This window comes from Halorubrum trapanicum, assembly GCF_002355655.1.
Classification (GTDB): Archaea; Halobacteriota; Halobacteria; order Halobacteriales; family Haloferacaceae; genus Halorubrum; species Halorubrum trapanicum_A.
In genome coordinates this window covers 64,291-81,279 of sequence record NZ_AP017571.1, presented here as the reverse complement: position 1 = coordinate 81,279, position 16,989 = coordinate 64,291, and the positions used below count along the sequence as shown (strand labels likewise).

21 protein-coding genes are annotated in these 16,989 nt (G+C 60.2%); 5 read left to right on the top strand and 16 right to left on the bottom strand.

The window, feature by feature from the left end:
• Positions 1-9: 9 nt before the first annotated feature.
• Together CPZ01_RS14815 and CPZ01_RS14810 are read right to left on the bottom strand one after the other, a co-directional pair.
• Positions 10-288: a DUF7389 domain-containing protein gene (locus CPZ01_RS14815; RefSeq protein ID WP_096396467.1), complete on the bottom strand. Its 279-nt coding sequence runs from the start codon at positions 286-288 to the stop codon at positions 10-12.
• Positions 289-307: 19 nt separating this feature from the next.
• Positions 308-712, bottom strand: coding sequence for a DUF6166 domain-containing protein (locus CPZ01_RS14810; protein ID WP_096396466.1), 405 nt, complete (start codon positions 710-712; stop codon positions 308-310).
• Positions 713-834: 122 nt separating this feature from the next.
• On the opposite strand from CPZ01_RS14810, the gene CPZ01_RS14805 reads away from it, so the two are divergent.
• A complete protein-coding gene (locus tag CPZ01_RS14805) occupies positions 835-2,199 on the top strand; it encodes a restriction endonuclease (RefSeq protein ID WP_096396465.1) in 1,365 nt (454 codons plus the stop codon).
• Between the two features lie 18 nt (positions 2,200-2,217).
• Here CPZ01_RS14805 and CPZ01_RS14800 read toward each other — a convergent pair whose 3' ends face one another.
• From CPZ01_RS14800 to CPZ01_RS14765, 8 genes are all read right to left on the bottom strand, one after another.
• Positions 2,218-2,613: a DUF7567 family protein gene (locus tag CPZ01_RS14800; RefSeq protein ID WP_096396464.1), complete on the bottom strand. Its 396-nt coding sequence runs from the start codon at positions 2,611-2,613 to the stop codon at positions 2,218-2,220.
• 77 nt (positions 2,614-2,690) lie between these two features.
• The gene (locus tag CPZ01_RS14795) at positions 2,691-3,056 is read right to left on the bottom strand and encodes a DUF7568 family protein (RefSeq protein WP_006183445.1); all 366 of its coding nucleotides are present in this window, start codon (positions 3,054-3,056) and stop codon (positions 2,691-2,693) included.
• A 3-nt stretch (positions 3,057-3,059) separates the two neighbouring features.
• The gene (locus tag CPZ01_RS14790) at positions 3,060-3,551 is read right to left on the bottom strand and encodes a hypothetical protein (protein WP_006183446.1); all 492 of its coding nucleotides are present in this window, start codon (positions 3,549-3,551) and stop codon (positions 3,060-3,062) included.
• A 107-nt stretch (positions 3,552-3,658) separates the two neighbouring features.
• A complete protein-coding gene (locus CPZ01_RS14785) occupies positions 3,659-4,081 on the bottom strand; it encodes a hypothetical protein (RefSeq protein WP_006183447.1) in 423 nt (140 codons plus the stop codon).
• Positions 4,082-4,202: 121 nt separating this feature from the next.
• Complete coding sequence (locus CPZ01_RS14780) at positions 4,203-6,575, bottom strand: heavy metal translocating P-type ATPase (protein ID WP_015299293.1); 2,373 nt, start codon at positions 6,573-6,575, stop codon at positions 4,203-4,205.
• A gap of 60 nt (positions 6,576-6,635) precedes the next feature.
• Complete coding sequence (locus CPZ01_RS14775) at positions 6,636-7,385, bottom strand: helix-turn-helix domain-containing protein (RefSeq protein ID WP_006183449.1); 750 nt, start codon at positions 7,383-7,385, stop codon at positions 6,636-6,638.
• Between the two features lie 61 nt (positions 7,386-7,446).
• On the bottom strand, positions 7,447-7,731 hold the full coding sequence (locus CPZ01_RS14770; protein WP_006183450.1) for a hypothetical protein: 285 nt from the start codon (positions 7,729-7,731) through the stop codon (positions 7,447-7,449).
• A 37-nt stretch (positions 7,732-7,768) separates the two neighbouring features.
• Positions 7,769-8,431 carry a DUF6735 family protein gene (locus CPZ01_RS14765; protein ID WP_006183451.1) on the bottom strand — a complete coding sequence of 221 codons (663 nt, stop codon included), beginning with the start codon at positions 8,429-8,431 and terminating at the stop codon, positions 7,769-7,771.
• A gap of 217 nt (positions 8,432-8,648) precedes the next feature.
• On the opposite strand from CPZ01_RS14765, the gene CPZ01_RS14760 reads away from it, so the two are divergent.
• Together CPZ01_RS14760 and CPZ01_RS15295 are read left to right on the top strand one after the other, a co-directional pair.
• Positions 8,649-9,470, top strand: coding sequence for an IS5 family transposase (locus tag CPZ01_RS14760; protein WP_096396463.1), 822 nt, complete (start codon positions 8,649-8,651; stop codon positions 9,468-9,470).
• A gap of 149 nt (positions 9,471-9,619) precedes the next feature.
• Positions 9,620-10,129, top strand: a complete 510-nt coding sequence (locus CPZ01_RS15295; RefSeq protein WP_157746052.1) for a hypothetical protein — start codon at positions 9,620-9,622, stop codon at positions 10,127-10,129.
• A gap of 65 nt (positions 10,130-10,194) precedes the next feature.
• On the opposite strand, the gene CPZ01_RS14755 is transcribed toward CPZ01_RS15295, so the two are convergent.
• The 6 genes from CPZ01_RS14755 to CPZ01_RS14725 form a co-directional block, all read right to left on the bottom strand.
• Positions 10,195-10,467, bottom strand: coding sequence for a hypothetical protein (locus CPZ01_RS14755; RefSeq protein WP_096396462.1), 273 nt, complete (start codon positions 10,465-10,467; stop codon positions 10,195-10,197).
• A gap of 84 nt (positions 10,468-10,551) precedes the next feature.
• A complete protein-coding gene (locus CPZ01_RS14750; RefSeq protein ID WP_096396461.1) occupies positions 10,552-10,884 on the bottom strand; it encodes a hypothetical protein in 333 nt (110 codons plus the stop codon).
• 106 nt (positions 10,885-10,990) lie between these two features.
• A complete protein-coding gene (locus CPZ01_RS15650; RefSeq protein ID WP_096396460.1) occupies positions 10,991-11,179 on the bottom strand; it encodes a hypothetical protein in 189 nt (62 codons plus the stop codon).
• Positions 11,180-11,323: 144 nt separating this feature from the next.
• Entirely contained in the window at positions 11,324-12,211 is an 888-nt protein-coding gene (locus CPZ01_RS14740; RefSeq protein WP_096396480.1) for a biosurfactant protein 1, read from the bottom strand.
• Positions 12,212-12,311: 100 nt separating this feature from the next.
• Positions 12,312-13,238, bottom strand: a complete 927-nt coding sequence (locus CPZ01_RS14735; protein WP_096396459.1) for a transcription initiation factor IIB — start codon at positions 13,236-13,238, stop codon at positions 12,312-12,314.
• Positions 13,239-13,462: 224 nt separating this feature from the next.
• Complete coding sequence (locus tag CPZ01_RS14725; protein WP_049983729.1) at positions 13,463-14,359, bottom strand: DNA-binding protein; 897 nt, start codon at positions 14,357-14,359, stop codon at positions 13,463-13,465.
• A 739-nt stretch (positions 14,360-15,098) separates the two neighbouring features.
• On the opposite strand from CPZ01_RS14725, the gene CPZ01_RS14715 reads away from it, so the two are divergent.
• Both CPZ01_RS14715 and CPZ01_RS14710 read left to right on the top strand, forming a co-directional pair.
• Positions 15,099-16,022: a winged helix-turn-helix domain-containing protein gene (locus CPZ01_RS14715; protein WP_049983728.1), complete on the top strand. Its 924-nt coding sequence runs from the start codon at positions 15,099-15,101 to the stop codon at positions 16,020-16,022.
• On the top strand, positions 16,019-16,831 hold the full coding sequence (locus CPZ01_RS14710; RefSeq protein WP_049983727.1) for a DUF6036 family nucleotidyltransferase: 813 nt from the start codon (positions 16,019-16,021) through the stop codon (positions 16,829-16,831). The genes CPZ01_RS14715 and CPZ01_RS14710 overlap by 4 nt, the downstream gene beginning before the upstream one ends.
• The last annotated feature ends 158 nt before the right edge of the window (positions 16,832-16,989 follow it).

Genomic DNA, 16,989 nt, shown 5'->3' with positions numbered 1-16,989 from the left:
AAAAAAGTACTATTCGTGTGGGTCGGCTGGCTGGATCTGGCGAGTGTCCTCAGCGAGGTTGTGGATATACTCGCGGAGGGTTTCCATATCCTCGCGGGCGTCTTCGAGCGTCTTACCCTTCACTTTGGCCGTGATCTTGTCTTGATCGCGGGTGCCAGTACCGCGAGTAAGTTTGACGGTGAGTGAGACGCCGACATCGCTTCGCTCGACGTACTCGGTTGGTGCCTGACGCTCACGGTTCTGCGGCGATTCTGCGTCCGTACGAGGGTGCTGGGTGTGTTCTGACATTGATTGCTCTCTGTGGTCGTTAGTTGACGGACGGTGCGACTGGATCGTCGACTATCTCACGAAGGGCTGCATCTATCTCGCGTCCGGTGAGTCGCCAGCAGCCGTCAGGGCCTGTACACTCTAGCTGGCTCACCACTTCGGTCTTGAACGCCTTGTACTCCGCAAGCGCTACCTCCTCATCGTCGGTGTAATCGAGCAGGAGGGCGAGTGCGAGTTGGGCCGGCCCGCTGCCACCATATCCCCATTCGAAGCCCGAAGGACTGTGATTCGCCAGCTTGAGACTCCGCTCTGGCGTGAGCTGTTCTTGGTCCGATTGCTTCTCGACGATGGCGCGGCCTCGACGACGGTAACCGACGTAGATGACGTCGGGATCTGCCGAAGTCCGTGACTGTACGTGTGAGCGTGGGTCGCTGATTCCACTCATAGGTTGGTTCGCGGGAGGCTCGTTCGATCACCCCCGCACCCCTCTCGGGGGTTCAAAAACAGGACGTAGCTGCGTTCGGCAACGTATTTGACAGTTGCAACGTACTGTCCAGGTATATCGGAATGGCTGTACTGGACGATCTCTCAGGGTTCGAGTTCGAGGACGTGATAGAGGACGTCTTCCGCAATCTCGGCTACGAGAACGTCCGTCAGGCCGACCGAACCGCCGACGAGGGTCGCGACGTCATCATGGAGGAGGTCGTCGACGGCATGCGGCGCGCGATCATCGTTGAGTGCAAGCACACGGGGACGGTCGGGCGACCGGTCGTCCAGAAGCTCCACTCAGCAATCGCGACGTTCGACTTCGACGGCCCGAAACGCGGGATGGTCGTCACGACCGGCCGGTTTACGAACCCGGCTCAGGAGTACGCCCAGCGCCTCCAGCAAAATGACGATCCCCATCCAATCGAGTTGCTTGATGGCGAGGACCTCCGGGAGATCGCCGACGAGATCGGTCTCGACCTCTACAACGGGCGCATCGAGATTCTCTGCGACGATACCCTACGCCCGTACGACCCGGCCGTCGACGTCGACGCGCCCGTCGTGGAGGCGTTCCGCGACATCGAGAACATCGAGGCCGCCGACCTCCCAGAACCGCATTCGTCGGTGACGTTCCGCCCGGTGGTCGCGGTTATCGCGGACACGAACGCCGTCTTCGAGACGTCGGTAGGCGTCATTCACCGGGTCAACGACCGGACGCGATTCGTTGCCCACGCCGAACGCGGGCAGCCGCAGGTCGTCGACGAGGACGTCGCGACGCTGGTCACCGAGAACCTCCACGCGACGGTCGACCTCGATACCGAGCAGTTCGCGGAGGTGTTCGACGACGTCGAGGAGCGCCGGTTCGGGCAGACCCAAACGGAGTACAAGGAGTGGGCCGTCGAGCGGCTCCAGCAGCACCACACGACGACGGTGACCTACACCGGCGACAACAACGTCACGTACAACAAGACTTGCGAGCCGAACCGCTCGGACATCTCCGTGCAGTCGATCGAGCCCGTATACCTCCCCGAGGTTCGGCACACGACCGACCTCCAGGAGTACACCTATCCCTACGAGTACTACGCGGCAGGCCCGTCACGAGTGACAGCGGAGGACGGCATCCACCGCTGCGTCCACTGTGACACGAGCGGCGGCGACGAGACGTACACCTACTGTCCGAACTGCGGGGCCATCGCCTGCTCCAGCCACACCAAAACGGAGCGGCTGGAAGGCGAACCGGTCTGTACGGGCTGCGCGGTGACGGAACGGTTCGCATTGAAGACGAAGTACTTCTACGACGAGGAGAATCTCGAGGCTTTCCGCGAGGAGTACGCCGCGATGCCGATCCACGAGAAGGTGATGGAGAACAAGTTGCTCGCTGGAGGGTGTGTGGTCGCGACGCTGCTGCTCGTCGTCGGCCTGCTCGCCATCGGTGGCATCATTTAGATTTGCAGCAGTGCTTCGCTAAGCCAAATGAGAAACCTCCGAAGGTTCCTCGGCGTCGTCGAACTCACCACGTTCGATCGGCTCCCAGTCCTCATCTGGCTTCGGACTCCACCAGTCGACCTCATAGTCGCCTGGGGCACCGAGGACCTTCACCCGCGCCGACCCATCCGGAAGATCGCGACGGAGCTTCTCGTCGACGTGGAGGTTCCACGTCGAATCGGTGTCAAAGCAGGCGAGGACGGCCTCCTCGTAGCCGCGTGTTTCCCGTGACTCTTGCAGTTTGACCTGCGTGTTGCAGTTCTTGCAGAACACACCTTCGAACGGAATGTGACTGAATATCTCGTGCCCGCAGACGGGACACCAGAGGAACTCGAACAGTGCTTCGCTGTGGCGGTCGATGACTTCCAGACTCATCTGTGAATCTGGCCCGATTGAGACGGGCCACCCATTCCGGCCCAAAATAAACGTCACCGCAGATACGCTCCTATCAATCAGCGCTCGGCGCCGTACACGATTCGCGAGGATGTTTCGTACCCACAGTTCCGACACTCGACCCAGCGCTGAACCTTCGCACCGTCAGCCGTTTTCCCACCGATTGCTATATCGCTGTTCGGACACTCGGGACAACTCAGTTCGGGCGCTGGCCGGTCACGGAGCTCGTCACGGAACGATTTCGCGTCCTTCGTCTCGTACCCCCGCGACCACACTGGGTAGCCGTCGACGAGGATTACGCCACGCCACTTGTAGCGGTATGAATCCGGCGCTCGGTGTAAGACCGCCCGAGCGCCGGTCTCGGTATTCCGGTATGCGAGTGTGGGCGTGCGGCTCTCGCGCTTCCAGTTTGTGATCCGGGACATCTGTTAGAAGTGGACGTCGGCGGGCACGATCCAGAGCTCCTCGCTCTCCTCCAGCACTCGATCCAGCTGCTCACGGTGACGGATCCCGTTCGCATATTCGTTGTACAGGAAGATCGTTGGCCCGTCGTAGGCGCCAACCTGGTGGAAGGCGTGCCGAGCGAGATCTTCGTCGCGCATGATCTCCTCATCGGAGAGCTCGTCGATGGCCTCTTTCACCCGGTCGAGATTCCGCTCGAACTCCTCTTTCGTCGCCTCCCAGCCACGCTCAAGCAGGTCTTGGCCGGCATCGGAGTCGACGGGGGCTGCAGTCGGCAATTCACCCCATCGCGCCTTCCCCGCAACGGACGTGTCCTCCTCATCGAACGTCACGTGGTAGTCGAAGACTGCGCCGGCGTGTGGGTCCGCGCCGACCAGGCGGTCGAACACCGACTTTCCGCTGGCCAGTGCGTCGTCGTGGGTCGATTCTTCTACCAGAGCGTAAATTACCATGTGCATCTCGAACACCTCGAAACGCCGACGCACCGGGAGTGGTTGATCGTTCGCTCCTGCTGCGCCGGCACCCATCGCCGGCGCTCGAAAAACCCTGATCTAGCGGTCGATTCTTAGGACTCGTTCGTTCGATCGACTGTGATGGTCAGGTTTCCGGACTCGTAGTCAGCTTCGAAGTCGACGGTGAACGCATCCGAGTCATATGCGGCGTGGTAGGCGCGGTGACGCCTTAGCGAGCCCGTCGCCTTGAAGTGGAAGAACGCAGCCGACGTGTAGGGCTTACTCTGCGTCTCGATTTGCGTCTCAACTGACGCCGGAAGTGCAATCTGTGGCGTGTCGGTGTCAATACTCGCAGCGAACTCCTTCGCTTCCTCGACGGTCGCCTGTGAATGTGCGGGCGTCTCGCCAGTGAGCACGTTCACCGGTGTCTCCGTCTCATCGGTGAACAGGACATCGTGGAAGGTGCGCGTCCCGAGGACTGCGTCGGGATCTAACTCGCAATCGTGGAATGGATCGTCGTCTGAATTCTCGGGCATCAAATCACGAGCCAACGGTGGGGCTCAGTCCTTTCTGCCCCAGACAAACCACAACTAGTCTCGATGTAGCGGAGGTAAGTCCCGAAAGAAGAGCGTCCTGCCCGCACTTCCCGCCGCAGAATCAGGCGTCGATGATTCGATCGGGCTCGATTCGTGACAACCGCATCGCGTTCCCGGTGACGCCGAGGCTCATCCCCATATCTCCGACAACGACTGCCAGCGCAACGCTGACCAGGCCCAGCGGCACGCCTAACGCGAGCAGAAGCTTCACGCCGAGGCTCGCCCAGATGTTCTGCCGGATCACGCCGTTGGCCGTATGCGACAGGTCGTACAGGTACGGGAGTTTCCCGATGTCGTCGCCCATCAACGCAATATCAGCCGTTTCGAGGGCGGTGTCGGTGCCCGCCGCGCCCATCGCGATGCCGACCTCCGCAGTGGCCAGCGCGGGGGCGTCATTGATGCCGTCGCCGACCATCGCGACCTCCCCGTACTCCGCCTGTAACTCCTCGACTGCGTCGACCTTCTCGTCGGGTAGGAGTTCGGCGCGATATTCATCGACACCGACCTGCTCGGCGATGGCGCGGGCGGTGCCCTCGTTGTCCCCGGTCAGCATCACCACGCGCTCGACGCCCAGCTCGTGCAGGCGTTCGACAGCCCGCTTCGAGGCCGGGCGCACCTCGTCGGCGATGGCGATTGCACCCAGCAGTTCCGACTCCGTCCCGACGATAACGACCGTCTTGCCCTCCCGCTCCAGTGAGGTGAGCGCGTCCTCGGCGAACGCCCCGTCGTCGGCCTCGGTCGCCTCTTCCGCCACGACGCCGCCGTCTGTCTCGCGGCGTGCTCGAGCGAGGTCGAAGCCCAGCTCCTCGAAGAGCGCGGGCTTGCCCGCATAGTACGTCTCGCCGTCGATCTCGCCCCGGATGCCCTTCCCCGTGAGGCTCTCGAAGCCACTCGGGTCGGGCAGGTCGCCCACGCCCGCCTCCTCAGCACGGGCGAGAATCGCCGCAGCGATGGGGTGCTCACTGCGCCGCTCCAGCCCGGCGGCGCGACGGAGCAGATCATCCTCAGTGGTGTCGCCGACCGGGACGACATCGGTGACGGCGAGTTCGCCCTTCGTGAGCGTCCCCGTCTTGTCGAGCGCGACGGCATCGACTTCGCCCATCGCTTCGAGGTAGTTGCCGCCCTTGATCAGGACGCCGTTCTTCGCGGCGCTGGTGATGCCCGACACCACCGAGACGGGTGTGGAGATGACGAACGCACAGGGGCAGGCGATTACCAGCAGGGTGAGCCCGCGGATGAACCAGGTCTGCCAGTCGCCGGCGAAAGTGAACCCGTACCCGGCCACGTCCACCGAGATGGGGTCGGCGATAACCAGCGGCGGGATAGCGGCGGTCAGGATTGCCAGCACGACGACGAGGGGTGTGTAGTAGCCGGAGAAGCGGTCGACGAACTGCTCAGACTCGGTCTTCTTCGCCTGTGCGCCCTGTACCATCTCGATGATGCGCGAGAGCGTCGAATCGCCAGCGGTCGAGGTGACCTCTACCTCGAGGTACCCCTCTTCGTTGATCGCGCCGGCGTAGACCTCGTCGCCGGCAGTCTTGTCGACGGGGACGCTCTCGCCCGTGATCGGCGACTGGTCGACTGCACTCTCGCCGTCGATGACCGTTCCGTCGAGCGGAATCTTGTCGCCGGGGCGGACGACGACGGTCTCGCCAACGTCGACCTCCTCGGCGGGAACGGTCACTTCCTCACCATCGCGAAGGACGGTCGCCTCGTCGGGCGAGAGTTCCATCAGCTCGCGCAGGGAGTCCCGTGCCCTGTCCATCGCGTAGTCCTCGAGCAGCTCGGCGATGCTGAATAGGACGGCCAGCGTGGCGGCCTCGACGAAGTAGCCGATACCGGTCGCCGCGATGATCGCCGTCCCCATCAGCAGGTCGATGTCGAGGCTTCGGTTCTTCGCGGAGTAGTACCCGCTACGGACGACGGGGATGCCGCTGGCGGCGACGGCGCCGAGGAACAGGACATCTGCGATGTGGAGCGGGTACTCGAGGACGCTCGCCACCGTGACGTTCTGTCCGGTGAGGAGGAATTCGAAGAGGAGGCCGAGCGTGACGAACGCCGCGCCGAGCCACGTCTTCTTCGCGCGAGGACTCGTCCAGACCTCCGATGGTGGCGCGATGTCGACGCCGTCGGTCGCCTGGTTGTCCTCATCATCGCCCTCAGCGTCCGAGCCCCCGACGACCTCGTAGCCGGCGCCTTCAATCGCCTTGATTACGTCGGCTTCGCTAGTCCGATCAGGGTCGTACGTGACGTTGGCCGTGCCGGTGGTCGGCTGGAGCGTGGCGTCAGTAATGCCGTCGACACGCTGGAGGCTCTTGTCCACCTTTTGGGCGCAAGAGGGACAGTCCATCTCGGGAACGGCGAGGCGGGCGGTCAGCTCACGTCGCTGTCCGCCGCCGCTCGTTTCTCCTGCTGCGTCCGGATTCTCTGTCATTACCTCACGGTAGGAGTGGGAGTTCCATATGTCTTTGTTGGAATATTCCAACTGCGGCCCTCAGTGCGATGCCAGCCGTTCTTCCGCTACCCGCTCGCCGGCGACATGTTGCTTCGCCAAATGTTCTTCCGCCCGACGGAGTCGGTAGGTGAGTGTTGACCGTGGCACGTCGAGATGCTCGGCGAGTTCGCCGACGTCGACCTCGCGGGGTGACTCGTAGTAGCCGTGTTCGACAGCGGCCTGGAGTGCGGCCTCCTGTGCTGGCGGCAGGCCGCTCGGTGTCCCGTCGCCTCCCCCAGCTGATGTCGTCGTATCCGCGGTGCGGAGCATCTCCATCTGGGCGCATTCCCCGACGGCAACCCCGAGGGAATCGAAGAACGCCGCCACATCGCCCTCGTCGGAGTGAATGAGCCGCCACGTGTAGTGGCGGCCCTCGTGACGGGTCTCGAACAGCACACCGTCGCCGAGGTGGTCGCGGGCGATGTGGGGGACTGAGGCACAGGCAGGGGTCCGCTCCCAGTCGGAGTAGAGGATGAGCGTGTCGTCCGTGCGGTCGAGGACACGGGTGGTCTGGGTTGCGCCGCAGTCCTCGGTGGCGAGACAGTCGGCGTAGTAGTCGCTGTTGCGAAACGCGTCCTCGATGGCGTCGAGTGCGTCCGGAGTGCCGGTGGCATGGTCGACTCGCCAGAGCTGGTCGGCAGTGGCGTGCAGCGAGAGTGAACGAACGCGAGCGTCGGGGTGGTCTGCGAGGGCGTCCGCCACCCTGTTGCAGCCGGGCTCGTATTCGAGAGCGAAGACGAGTTCGCGCATACCCCGACTAAGGCCTGCCACGACATAACCCATGGCTTGGGGCGATGTCTACTGGCGGGTATCAGATCACGTCGTCCGGGTCGTGAACCTCCTGCATTCGCTGTGCTTCGGCCGCGTATTGCTCCTGGAGGTCGGGGTCATCGACCATGCCAAGATTGCCGGGTTCAGCATCGACTGCTGCTGTCGTATCTCGGACGTCGGTGAAGGACGTGAGTGCGCGTTCCTTCCGATAGTACTGTTCTCCATCGGGTGTTGCGTAGGTGAGGATGATCAGGTTCTGCTCGTCATCGGAGTACGTCCGTTCGACAAGCCAAACACGAACGTCATCTTCAGACTGATTTGACATACTTAGACGTCCCCCGATATCCACTAAGGGATTGGTGTTACGGCTTGCCGAGACTCGCTGTCTCGAAGGGTGATTCTCCGGTCGGAATGAGCAGCTCCTGTCGGTCTCCGACCCGCTCAGCGAGCTTCCGTTTCAGATACTGTATCGCCGTTGACGGCGTGAAGACGCCCTTATCGAGCATGTCGCCGACGACGTCTTTGAGGGCCGCGAACTGTCCCTGTAGGTGGCCGTCGCCGACCGGCTTGCCGTCGTACCAGCGCACCGTCGCGAGCGCGCCGTTCCCGACGGTCTCTCCCTGTTCGACCGTCTCCGAGTCGTACTGCAGCCCGAACCACAGCGTCCGATAGGCGGTCACCTCGAAGGTGGGTGACACCACGAAGATCGCCTCGTGGTGGAGATAGTCGAGGTGGTCCGCGACGATCTCGTCGAGGGTGAGCCCGGTGGCACGGGGCTTCGGCTTGACGACCGACGACGGACGATCCTCGCCGGCGAGGTAGCCGTCGACGCCATCTGCTTCGAGGCCATCGGCCAGTTCCGCCAGCAGCTGTTTCGCCCACTTCGAGTCGGTGTCGTCGCCACCGAACGGTGTTTCGGCCGAGATTCGGTGCTTGAGCTTGAGATTCGCTGCACCCCAATGAGAGTAGTGGAGCGTGTACTGTCCGTCTGTGCGTTCGTACGCAACGAGTGCGCGGTGGCCCATTGAACAATCTCCTTGCAGGACGACCCACGACTGGATCGCCCCGCACCCCTCCCGGGGGACGAACAACGCTACTCGTCGATCGGGTCGGGGGAACTGAGGTCCGCGTGGAGGACTTCGCCGTCGCGAACGACGTACCGTTTCGCCAGCACGGGAAACCGGCACTTGGGCTCTGTTGAAATCCTCAGGGAGTTACATGTTCGCCGTGTAATTCGACGAGATGAATACCCTCCCGAAGTCGCAAATACTCCGGTTTACTGAAAAGGCGATTCATCTGGCACGGCGAGCGGTCTCTCGATACTCCTCGAAGTTCTCTAAACACCGCTACACACTCCCCCAGCACGTTGTTCTGCTGTGTCTCAAAGTTCGAAAAAACACGACCTATCGTGGTCTACTTGATGAATTAATCGAGATGCCACGCATTCGTCGAGTTCTTGGATTAGCCGAACTTCCCACGCCATCAACGCTCTGTAAAGCGTTCAATCGACTTGATATGGCTGTATGGCGTTCGATATTGACTCTCTCAGCGACGCTACTTCCGACGAGCGGTGTCGTTGGTGTTGATGCGTCAGGGTTCGACCGCAGTCACGCCTCAAAACACTACACGAAACGAGCTGAACTCACGATTCAGCAGCTCAAGGTGACGTTGCTGGTCGATGCGAAGGTGAACGCAATTCTCGATCTACACGTGACGACGACTCGAAAACACGATAGCCAGATCGCTCCGTCGTTGATCAAGCGCAACCCCGAGTGTATCGATATTCTCCTCGGAGACAAAGGCTACGACGATCAGAAAATCAGGCGGCTTGCCCGACAACACGAGGTTCGGCCACTGATTAAGCATCGTGAGTTCACATCACTCCACAAGGCATGGAACGCACGCTTAGACGCTGATCTCTACGGACAACGGAGTCAATCCGAGACTGTGAACTCAACGCTCAAGCGAAAGTATGGTGCGTTCGTCCGCTCACGACGATGGTGGAAACAGTTCCGTGAACTCACTATCGCCTGTCTCATTCATAACGTAGATCGATCACTCTGAGCGGTCAATATGCGTACTTTAGATGAAAATCCGCGTGAGTATTAGTGAAATATATTGGCGTTTCCACGTCAAGCAAGAGCACCATAGATCCAAACCATTTTGATTGGGTAATACATTTCTCTATTTAACCGGCTGTTATAATCTCGCTAATGGATCAATTCCAAATTCTCCCGGGCAATTGTGTGGTACATGATGACTATATCGAGGTCGAAAGTAACAAAATCACTAGAGCTAAGCGTCTCCTGAAAAATAGCCATACACTACAAATAATTCTATCAACAACAGCTCTCTATCTGATATTATCTATTGTTTTTAACACTAGTATATTTATCAGAGAAGTCGCGGTAAATGGCTTAGTTAGCGGTGTACTTTTGGGAGTTTTATTATTATCAGGGAAATACATCTACAATAGATATTTTGAAGTCTCTGACGAAACTAAAATTGAGCTTGGAACAATCCAACAGATCATCTTATCCAAACCAAATAAGATCGGTCACCCACACATGATCATACAGTATCAGGAGAATGACTCTGAAAAACTCCGAGTAGTTCAATTGATGCCGACGTGGTCTAAGAGTGAAACAGATACTCTATCAGATGTTGAAGATATTTTAGTCCAAAATGGGTTGAATGTGAAATATCGTGAGGATCTTGAGTAACTTTTTTTTGACTTCAGCCGCGCAACCCCGGAAGTATCGACTGTAGATCGTTCAGTACAGGCCACTCAGAAACCGCCCATCGCAGAGAGTATTGTGCCGAGAAAGGACAGACAGGCGGAACCAGCCAACACTAGAAGGGCGATGGCAGGGGCAGTAAACTCTTCTGGGTCGGTTCGGAGCAGTTCGTAGCCGGCAGTAACAAGCATTCCAACTCCACCGATCACCATGAGCAGTATCGGGATGCTACGATCGCCAGCGATGAGCGACCCTACCGCTGGCCCCCCTATTGAAGTTCCAATTACGACGAATGAGCCAGTGTAGATGTACAGATCTTCCATAGGTGGTGTAATGACACGTGACTAATTGTAGTTTGGATACGAGATCTATCTTATTACTTTCGCACTCTTCAGCGACCGGCTGTTTCAGGCGAGAATATATCTGAAGAATAGGATTTCAACAGAGCCGCACTTGGTAAATCCGGCTGTCTGGATGTCGAATTCTTCGTTCGGTTCGAGATACTCCGCGAGCGACCGGAGGAACTCGTGAGTGACGATGCCACCGTCGTAGTCAGGAAGACCGTTCTCACGGGCCTCGTACACTTCGAAGCTGTCGTAGCCCCAGATAACGAGTTCGCCGTCGTCGTCCACTTCCCAGTTGAGCGTCCCGAAGCAGTGGTTCTCACAGAGCTCGCGGACTGCCTGTGGATCCGATACGAGCGCGCCGGTCGATGTCGTTGCGGCTTGCAATGTTGCCATGGATTGTTCTCGGGAGCGGTCTCGCGCCCCCGCACCCTTTCAGGGGGCGAGCAACTGCTCACGCTGTGACGGCCACATGACGTTGCGCTGCCGATGCGTCGAGCTGTCAGGATTCTCTGTTGATGTCACCGTCCCTCGTCGTATTCGGTTGGGTGAGAAAATCTACCTGCTCGAGGAGCGTCGTCGCGGTGCTAATTCGCTCTCGATCAGCGGGCTCCAATTGGTCGCTGTCGATACTGGTGAGGCTACTGAGCGCGCGGTGGAGTCGATAGCCGGGGGTGTCTCGTGGATCCATGTGTGCGCCTCCGCCAATTCTCGGCGCCGAAAAACACCGGCGGGCAGTCAGCAGGTGTGGTATCGTCGGGTGGTCGCGAGCTGGCTTCTGTTAACCAACAACTCCGAGCCGACACCAGAATTGTTGGTTAATTTGACGTCGTCTTTACTGATCGGCTTCGGGTTCGGGCCCGTAGCGTGGCGTGCCGCACCGCTGACAGCCCCACATTGGCTGCCCGGTCCACTCGTCATCGGGGACAGCCTCGAATTCGCGGAATCGATGCTTAGTCTCCCGATCACACTCTCGACACTCGAGGTGAGTTCTGTTTGGGCGCTCGCGTCGTGGCTGTTCGGTATCGGTCTTGTCAACGGATTTCTGGAGCGCAATCGCTGGCACCAGCCAGAGGTCGTTGTCTGCGTCCTCACGTAGGCTTGCAAGACGAGCTTCGGTGCGAACCTCGCTCCCGGTTTCGTCGTAGAGGAACGTCGTGTGCTCGCCGTCGTGACAGGACTGCGTCGTCTCTGTCCACGCCGTCCGCTCACGAGCAGCCGCGAGCAGCTGATTACCACATTCAGACGTGACCCGTGTCGCCGAGGGGAGCGAGGGCCACTGATCGACAAGCCGTGGGGCCGGTTCCTCGTCGAGATCATAGATTAGCTTGCAGTCATCGACTACTGGGTCATCGTCTGCCTTCGCGAGGAGGGTGGCCGCAGCAGATCCCTTCCCGACGGCGCCGTAGAACGTCGACGCCTCAACGACTATGTGGATGATATGGAGGAGAGTCTGTTCGGCAGTCGATGTGTCCTGATCGTCGGCTGCTTCGAGATGGTTCGTGAGACAGAACCGGCACTTCGACTGGCCAGCGGGGATCGACGCTCCACAGGAATCGCACTCGGTCTCACCTTCTGTCGGGTCGTCTGGATAGCCCGCGTCGACGCCACCAGAGCGTTGCCGCCGGGGCTCGCCACTACTACTGGCGAGTTGATCGTCGGGAACGTGGGTCGCTTCGCCGAGCGGTCGGAGGGCTTCGTAGTCGGCGTACTGGTCGGTCATAGAGTGATCTGGCCGTATCATGCTTCGTCTTCGGGTTTAAATAATGGCTCTCACATCAATCAGCCTACAGACATACAATCGAAAATCAGCAGTGTGGGCGTTAGACAGCCAGTTCGTCCAGTGTGTCGCGGTGGGTCCGCACGGTGACCACCGAGACGTTCGCAACGTCAGCGACGTCCGACTGGGTGAGCCATTGCCCGTCTTCGCGTCCGGCTTTGTACAGACAGGCTGCAGCGAACCCGGACGGCCGAACCCCGGTGGTTGCCCCAGTCGATTCGGATGCTTCCGCCAACTGCCGAGCCCGCTGCCGGATTTGATCGGAGACGTCGAGCTCCGAGGCCAACCGCGGAACGAACGCACTGGGCGTCACGGGTTGGGCTGGCAGGCCAAGTTCCGTATTCAGCGTCGTGTATGCGTTCGTCACCCGCGATTGCTCGACGCGCGCCGACTCGGTGATGTCGTCGAGCGTTCGTGGTCGCCCGTTACACCGACACGCTCCGTAGACACTCGCGGCGGCCATCGCCTCAATCGACCGGCCCTGCAGGAGTTCCTCGTTCTGAGCGCTGCGGAAGAGCTGGCAGGCCTGGTCACGGATCGTCTCGGATAGTTCGAGCGTACTACTGATCCGGCGGACTTCACTAAGCCCGTGTGCGAGGTTGCGTTCGGCTTTCGACTGAAACCGCCCACGCGTCTGTTCACGGCGCATCCGAGCGAGCCGCCGTCGCTTCTGTCCTGAGAGTTCGTTCCCGTTCGCATCGGTCCCGTGGCCGATCTCCGTCGACAACCCACGATCGTGCCGCGACGCTGTCAACGGAGCACCCGTGCGCTCCCGTTCGTCTTCGTCGAACCCTCGCCACTCTGGCCCGTGGTCGATCCGCTGCTCGTCGACGACGAGTCCACAGTCCTCGCAGACGGTTTCAACCGCGTTGGTTGTAACTTGCCCGTTACACTCGGGACACTGCGTAGCATTCGAGTCGGTCTGGACGTCTTCGTCGAACGTCGTTTCGTAGATCTCTCTGGTTGCCATGGATACTCACGAGGGGACTCACGCGGATCGCGTCTCTCGGAGTGCCCCTCACCCATCAGGGGCACATACACACCACACGGAACAGCGCTGACACTGGAGGGCTGCGGTGGCGAAAGCCCGGCCGCGAAACGGCGCGTGAGCGCCGTGAGCAGCCCGGACCGTGGAGGTGGTGGGAGGTGGCGGTGACCGCGTACACACCAGCAAAAAAGGGGTGCGCCGACCGGCTATTCCCACCACCGACCGCGCTCAGGGAACATAATGGTGCTCCACCCAGTGACAGCCAGTGAGACGCGCCCCTCGTACCAGTTCCGGGCTACCTTGTGAATACGCACCTGCTCGCCCTCTTCAATCCACGGCGCATCTGATTTCTCCCAGATCGTCACCTTCGTTTTTCCACTGTCGTCTGCGATCAGCCCGACTTGAGCGATGGCCGGCGAGTCCGCATCCCAGAGTACTTCGACTCGACCCTCGATGCTCACCTCTTTGCGATTGACGTCCTCGAGCTTCCCAATGGGGATCACCGTCCCAGGCGCCGTCTGCAACTCCTCGAACACCCCGACGACTGCACTCGTTAGGTCTTTCCCACCGACGACGGCTTCACCCAACCGCCGGCCAATCGCTGCTCGCGACCAGCCATCCAGTTTTTCCGCCAACCGCATCGACTGCTTGTTCACCGCCGCCAACTGCTCCTGCGTGAGCTCTGCACGAGGATCGTCTCGCTCCGGGTCAGCCATCGGATTCACGCTCGCTGCCCGCTTCTGGAACTTCACACGCCGCTCAGCGCTTCGCTTCGCTGCGATGTCTCGCGTCCGCTTCGCACGCCCCTCCTGCTGACTGAGTTCTGCCTGGGCACTGATGTGTTCCAACTCGGCCTCTCGTGCCTTGATGCGCTCTTCCTGTTCGAGGGTCTTCCCGAACAGGTGATCCGGGCCTTCCTCGACGCGCGCGTCTGGGTGGTTGGAATCGACTTTGGCCTGGACTTCCATGTCGACCGTCGCCCGGAACTCCGGGGTCTCGTCGACGACTTCGAAGCCATCCTCGTCGACCTCGCCTTCATCGTGTTTCTCGAAAGCCTGTTCATCGACCGAAACTACATCCGTGGTGACGTTGTTACTAGACATTGGAATCTACCCTGATTCCTGAAGGCGCTCAGCGCCCGACACCGCGATGCTACAACATCGCGGATTTCCTCGACGACAACGACCGACAGACTCGTCTGCGCGCTCTCGCTCGCGCCTTCGCGAGCGCCCCTTGGGGCGCGAGCGAGAGCGCGCCATAGGGAGGCCACTCAACCAGCACCGCGCGCCGACCCGCCCGGAGCGAGCGGCCAGCGGGATATGCCCGCTCGTGTCCGGCCCGATGTGCGGGTCCGTGTCCAGGGCGACTGTCGCCGAGAACGCGCGCCGCGGTGTGGCGCGCGACAGCGCAGGCGGCACCAAGCGCTGGAACGCGAAAGCCCGCAAGGGGCGCAACCGACGGGGATACCCGCTGGCGCCGAGGGCACATGCATTTTAGCCCGGAACGGGCGCGGGCGGTGCGGAGAGCGCCCGCACGCCCGGAATGGTCGGTCGCGAGCGACGCGGAGGGCGGAACGCGGCGAGCGGTGCGGGCCATAACGGACACACCTGTCCACCCAGCCGCGACACTCAGCGACCCAACTACTGCCCTGGCGGACTCAGAAAGGGCGAGGCCGTCTCGGTCACCGGGAAAGCAGGCTCTCCCGAGCTAACGGGCGGCGCGCCGCCCGTGAACGGCCGAGGGCCTTCATCGTGTTGCTCACCCAGCAACCTCAGCTGAGTCAGTCATACTCGTTGCGAGATAGCGAAGTTATTTAAATATCGGTTCGTATCTACGCAACAGATGCTTACCGAAGGCGAGGTTCGCGCGCTCACCGTCCTTCACGGTGAGCAGACAGTCTCCGAATTTGCGACCCAGCTGGACCGCAGTCTCAGCTACACGTCTGAACTTGTCGATCGTCTCGAAGCGACCGGACTCGTCGAGACGCGTCGACAAGGGAAAACAAAGCAGATCCGGCCATCGGACGCGAAAGCACTCGAACTCCTCGCAGACATCACCCAAGAGTATTCGCACATCGACTGGCCTGAACTGTTGTCGGGTGCGACGCTCCGCGTTCTCTACTATCTTGAAACACCGCGGGTCGTAATGGAGCTCGCACGCCGGGCCAACATTCACAGGAGTACCGTCCATCGCGCCCTCGATCCACTTCAGCATCGAGGGATCATCTACGAAACTGACGAGGATGCATATGTGCTGAACGAGGGATTCGAACAACTGAGTACGCTTGCTCGGGAACTCGTTCACCACGACCATCGCCAGACCGTCGAACAACACACCGACACCTACACGATTCTCTGGGAGTCACTCGACGAGTTCCTCGTCCAGACCGCAGATGAGATTACCGCCGAGGACTTCCTTTCGACGGGGCCAGAGCGTTTCCAGACCTACGACCTGCCCCTTCTGGCCCGCGACCGTCGGTACTATTTCCATTCAGAGACGATGAATGATCTCTCGCCGGCGATGCTGTGCTGTCATATGCTCGTAATCGATTCGGGCGCACGTACCCAGTCATACTGTCTGCTCCTGCTCAGCCACGTTGACGTCGACCGTGACGAACTGCGTGACCAGGCCACAAAGTACGGCGTCGACGATCTCGTCGAGGACTTGCTCACGTATCTCGACACGAGTGGCGAGGAGCGGGCATCTCGACTTCCCGAGTGGGAAGAGTTCCAAGAATTGGCTGCGGACTACGGGGTGTCAGCATGAGGGCGCGATTCGACAGTTCGTACATTCGGTCGGAACTCGAGCGCATCGGCGAGCAGCTAGACGACCCACTCACTGTCTTCTTGATCGGCGGTGGGGCAATGGCGTTCCAGGATCTCAAGACCACTACCAAGGATATCGATCTCATCGTCGCATCCGGTGATGACCTCGGGCAGCTCCAAGCAGTACTGCTCGAACTTGGTTACGATATCGTTCGGGAACCGGACGAAGAATACGAAGCGCTCGGTGCTCAGCGAATCCTCGAGAACGATGATGGGTGTCGAATCGACATCTTTCACCAGCAGGTAATCGATAAACTGGTTCTTTCTGACGGGATTCGGAAGCGTAGCGAGCGGTACCTCAACCCCAGCAACTTGGTGGTCGAACTCGTGAGCCCAGAGGACATCTTCCTATTCAAGGCGGTCGCCGGACGGGTGGACGATATCGAAGATATGTTTTCGCTGCTGCAGACTGACCTCGATTTCGACGTCGTCGAAGCAGAACTCGCCGCGCAGATCGACCTCTTGGATCAAGAGCTATTCGTAACATACGTGAACGAGGCGTTGGCCGATCTCACCGAGCAACACAACGTGAGGACACCCCTGCATGAGCCGGTCGCGGAGATTACAGAGCGCGTATACGAGGAACTCGAAGTGCTTCACGCCCTCGACGAACCGAAATCTATGCCTGCCCTCCAGCAGGAACTCGATTACACCACGGTTGAATTACAGGATATCGTGAGTCGTCTCGAGGAGAAAGACGCAGTCAAGGAAACCGCTGATCGCATCGAGCGTCTTTCGACGACGATCTGACGGCGAGGGATACCGGAATCTATGGCGTAATGCCAAGCGGTGCGGCTTATTGGATACTTTCCCTATCCATGGATAGGGAGACTCCCCATTAGTCGCGGTCAAGCGCGACGTCGACTTCGTCAACGAGGTCCTCCATGGAAACGGTGTAAGCGTCGGCA

Coding starts and splice junctions, on each gene's coding strand:
- CPZ01_RS14755 (WP_096396462.1), bottom strand. CDS start 10,467: ATGGAAGATCTGTACATCTACACTGGCTCATTCGTCGTAATTGGAACT.
- CPZ01_RS14785 (WP_006183447.1), bottom strand. CDS start 4,081: ATGCCCGAGAATTCAGACGACGATCCATTCCACGATTGCGAGTTAGAT.
- CPZ01_RS14750 (WP_096396461.1), bottom strand. CDS start 10,884: ATGGCAACATTGCAAGCCGCAACGACATCGACCGGCGCGCTCGTATCG.
- CPZ01_RS14740 (WP_096396480.1), bottom strand. CDS start 12,211: ATGACCGACCAGTACGCCGACTACGAAGCCCTCCGACCGCTCGGCGAA.
- CPZ01_RS14770 (WP_006183450.1), bottom strand. CDS start 7,731: ATGTCAAATCAGTCTGAAGATGACGTTCGTGTTTGGCTTGTCGAACGG.
- CPZ01_RS15295 (WP_157746052.1), top strand. CDS start 9,620: ATGGATCAATTCCAAATTCTCCCGGGCAATTGTGTGGTACATGATGAC.
- CPZ01_RS14795 (WP_006183445.1), bottom strand. CDS start 3,056: ATGTCCCGGATCACAAACTGGAAGCGCGAGAGCCGCACGCCCACACTC.
- CPZ01_RS14790 (WP_006183446.1), bottom strand. CDS start 3,551: ATGCACATGGTAATTTACGCTCTGGTAGAAGAATCGACCCACGACGAC.
- CPZ01_RS14735 (WP_096396459.1), bottom strand. CDS start 13,238: ATGGCAACCAGAGAGATCTACGAAACGACGTTCGACGAAGACGTCCAG.
- CPZ01_RS14810 (WP_096396466.1), bottom strand. CDS start 712: ATGAGTGGAATCAGCGACCCACGCTCACACGTACAGTCACGGACTTCG.
- CPZ01_RS14725 (WP_049983729.1), bottom strand. CDS start 14,359: ATGTCTAGTAACAACGTCACCACGGATGTAGTTTCGGTCGATGAACAG.
- CPZ01_RS14715 (WP_049983728.1), top strand. CDS start 15,099: ATGCTTACCGAAGGCGAGGTTCGCGCGCTCACCGTCCTTCACGGTGAG.
- CPZ01_RS14815 (WP_096396467.1), bottom strand. CDS start 288: ATGTCAGAACACACCCAGCACCCTCGTACGGACGCAGAATCGCCGCAG.
- CPZ01_RS14710 (WP_049983727.1), top strand. CDS start 16,019: ATGAGGGCGCGATTCGACAGTTCGTACATTCGGTCGGAACTCGAGCGC.
- CPZ01_RS15650 (WP_096396460.1), bottom strand. CDS start 11,179: ATGGATCCACGAGACACCCCCGGCTATCGACTCCACCGCGCGCTCAGT.
- CPZ01_RS14805 (WP_096396465.1), top strand. CDS start 835: ATGGCTGTACTGGACGATCTCTCAGGGTTCGAGTTCGAGGACGTGATA.
- CPZ01_RS14800 (WP_096396464.1), bottom strand. CDS start 2,613: ATGAGTCTGGAAGTCATCGACCGCCACAGCGAAGCACTGTTCGAGTTC.
- CPZ01_RS14760 (WP_096396463.1), top strand. CDS start 8,649: ATGAATACCCTCCCGAAGTCGCAAATACTCCGGTTTACTGAAAAGGCG.
- CPZ01_RS14780 (WP_015299293.1), bottom strand. CDS start 6,575: ATGACAGAGAATCCGGACGCAGCAGGAGAAACGAGCGGCGGCGGACAG.
- CPZ01_RS14775 (WP_006183449.1), bottom strand. CDS start 7,385: ATGCGCGAACTCGTCTTCGCTCTCGAATACGAGCCCGGCTGCAACAGG.
- CPZ01_RS14765 (WP_006183451.1), bottom strand. CDS start 8,431: ATGGGCCACCGCGCACTCGTTGCGTACGAACGCACAGACGGACAGTAC.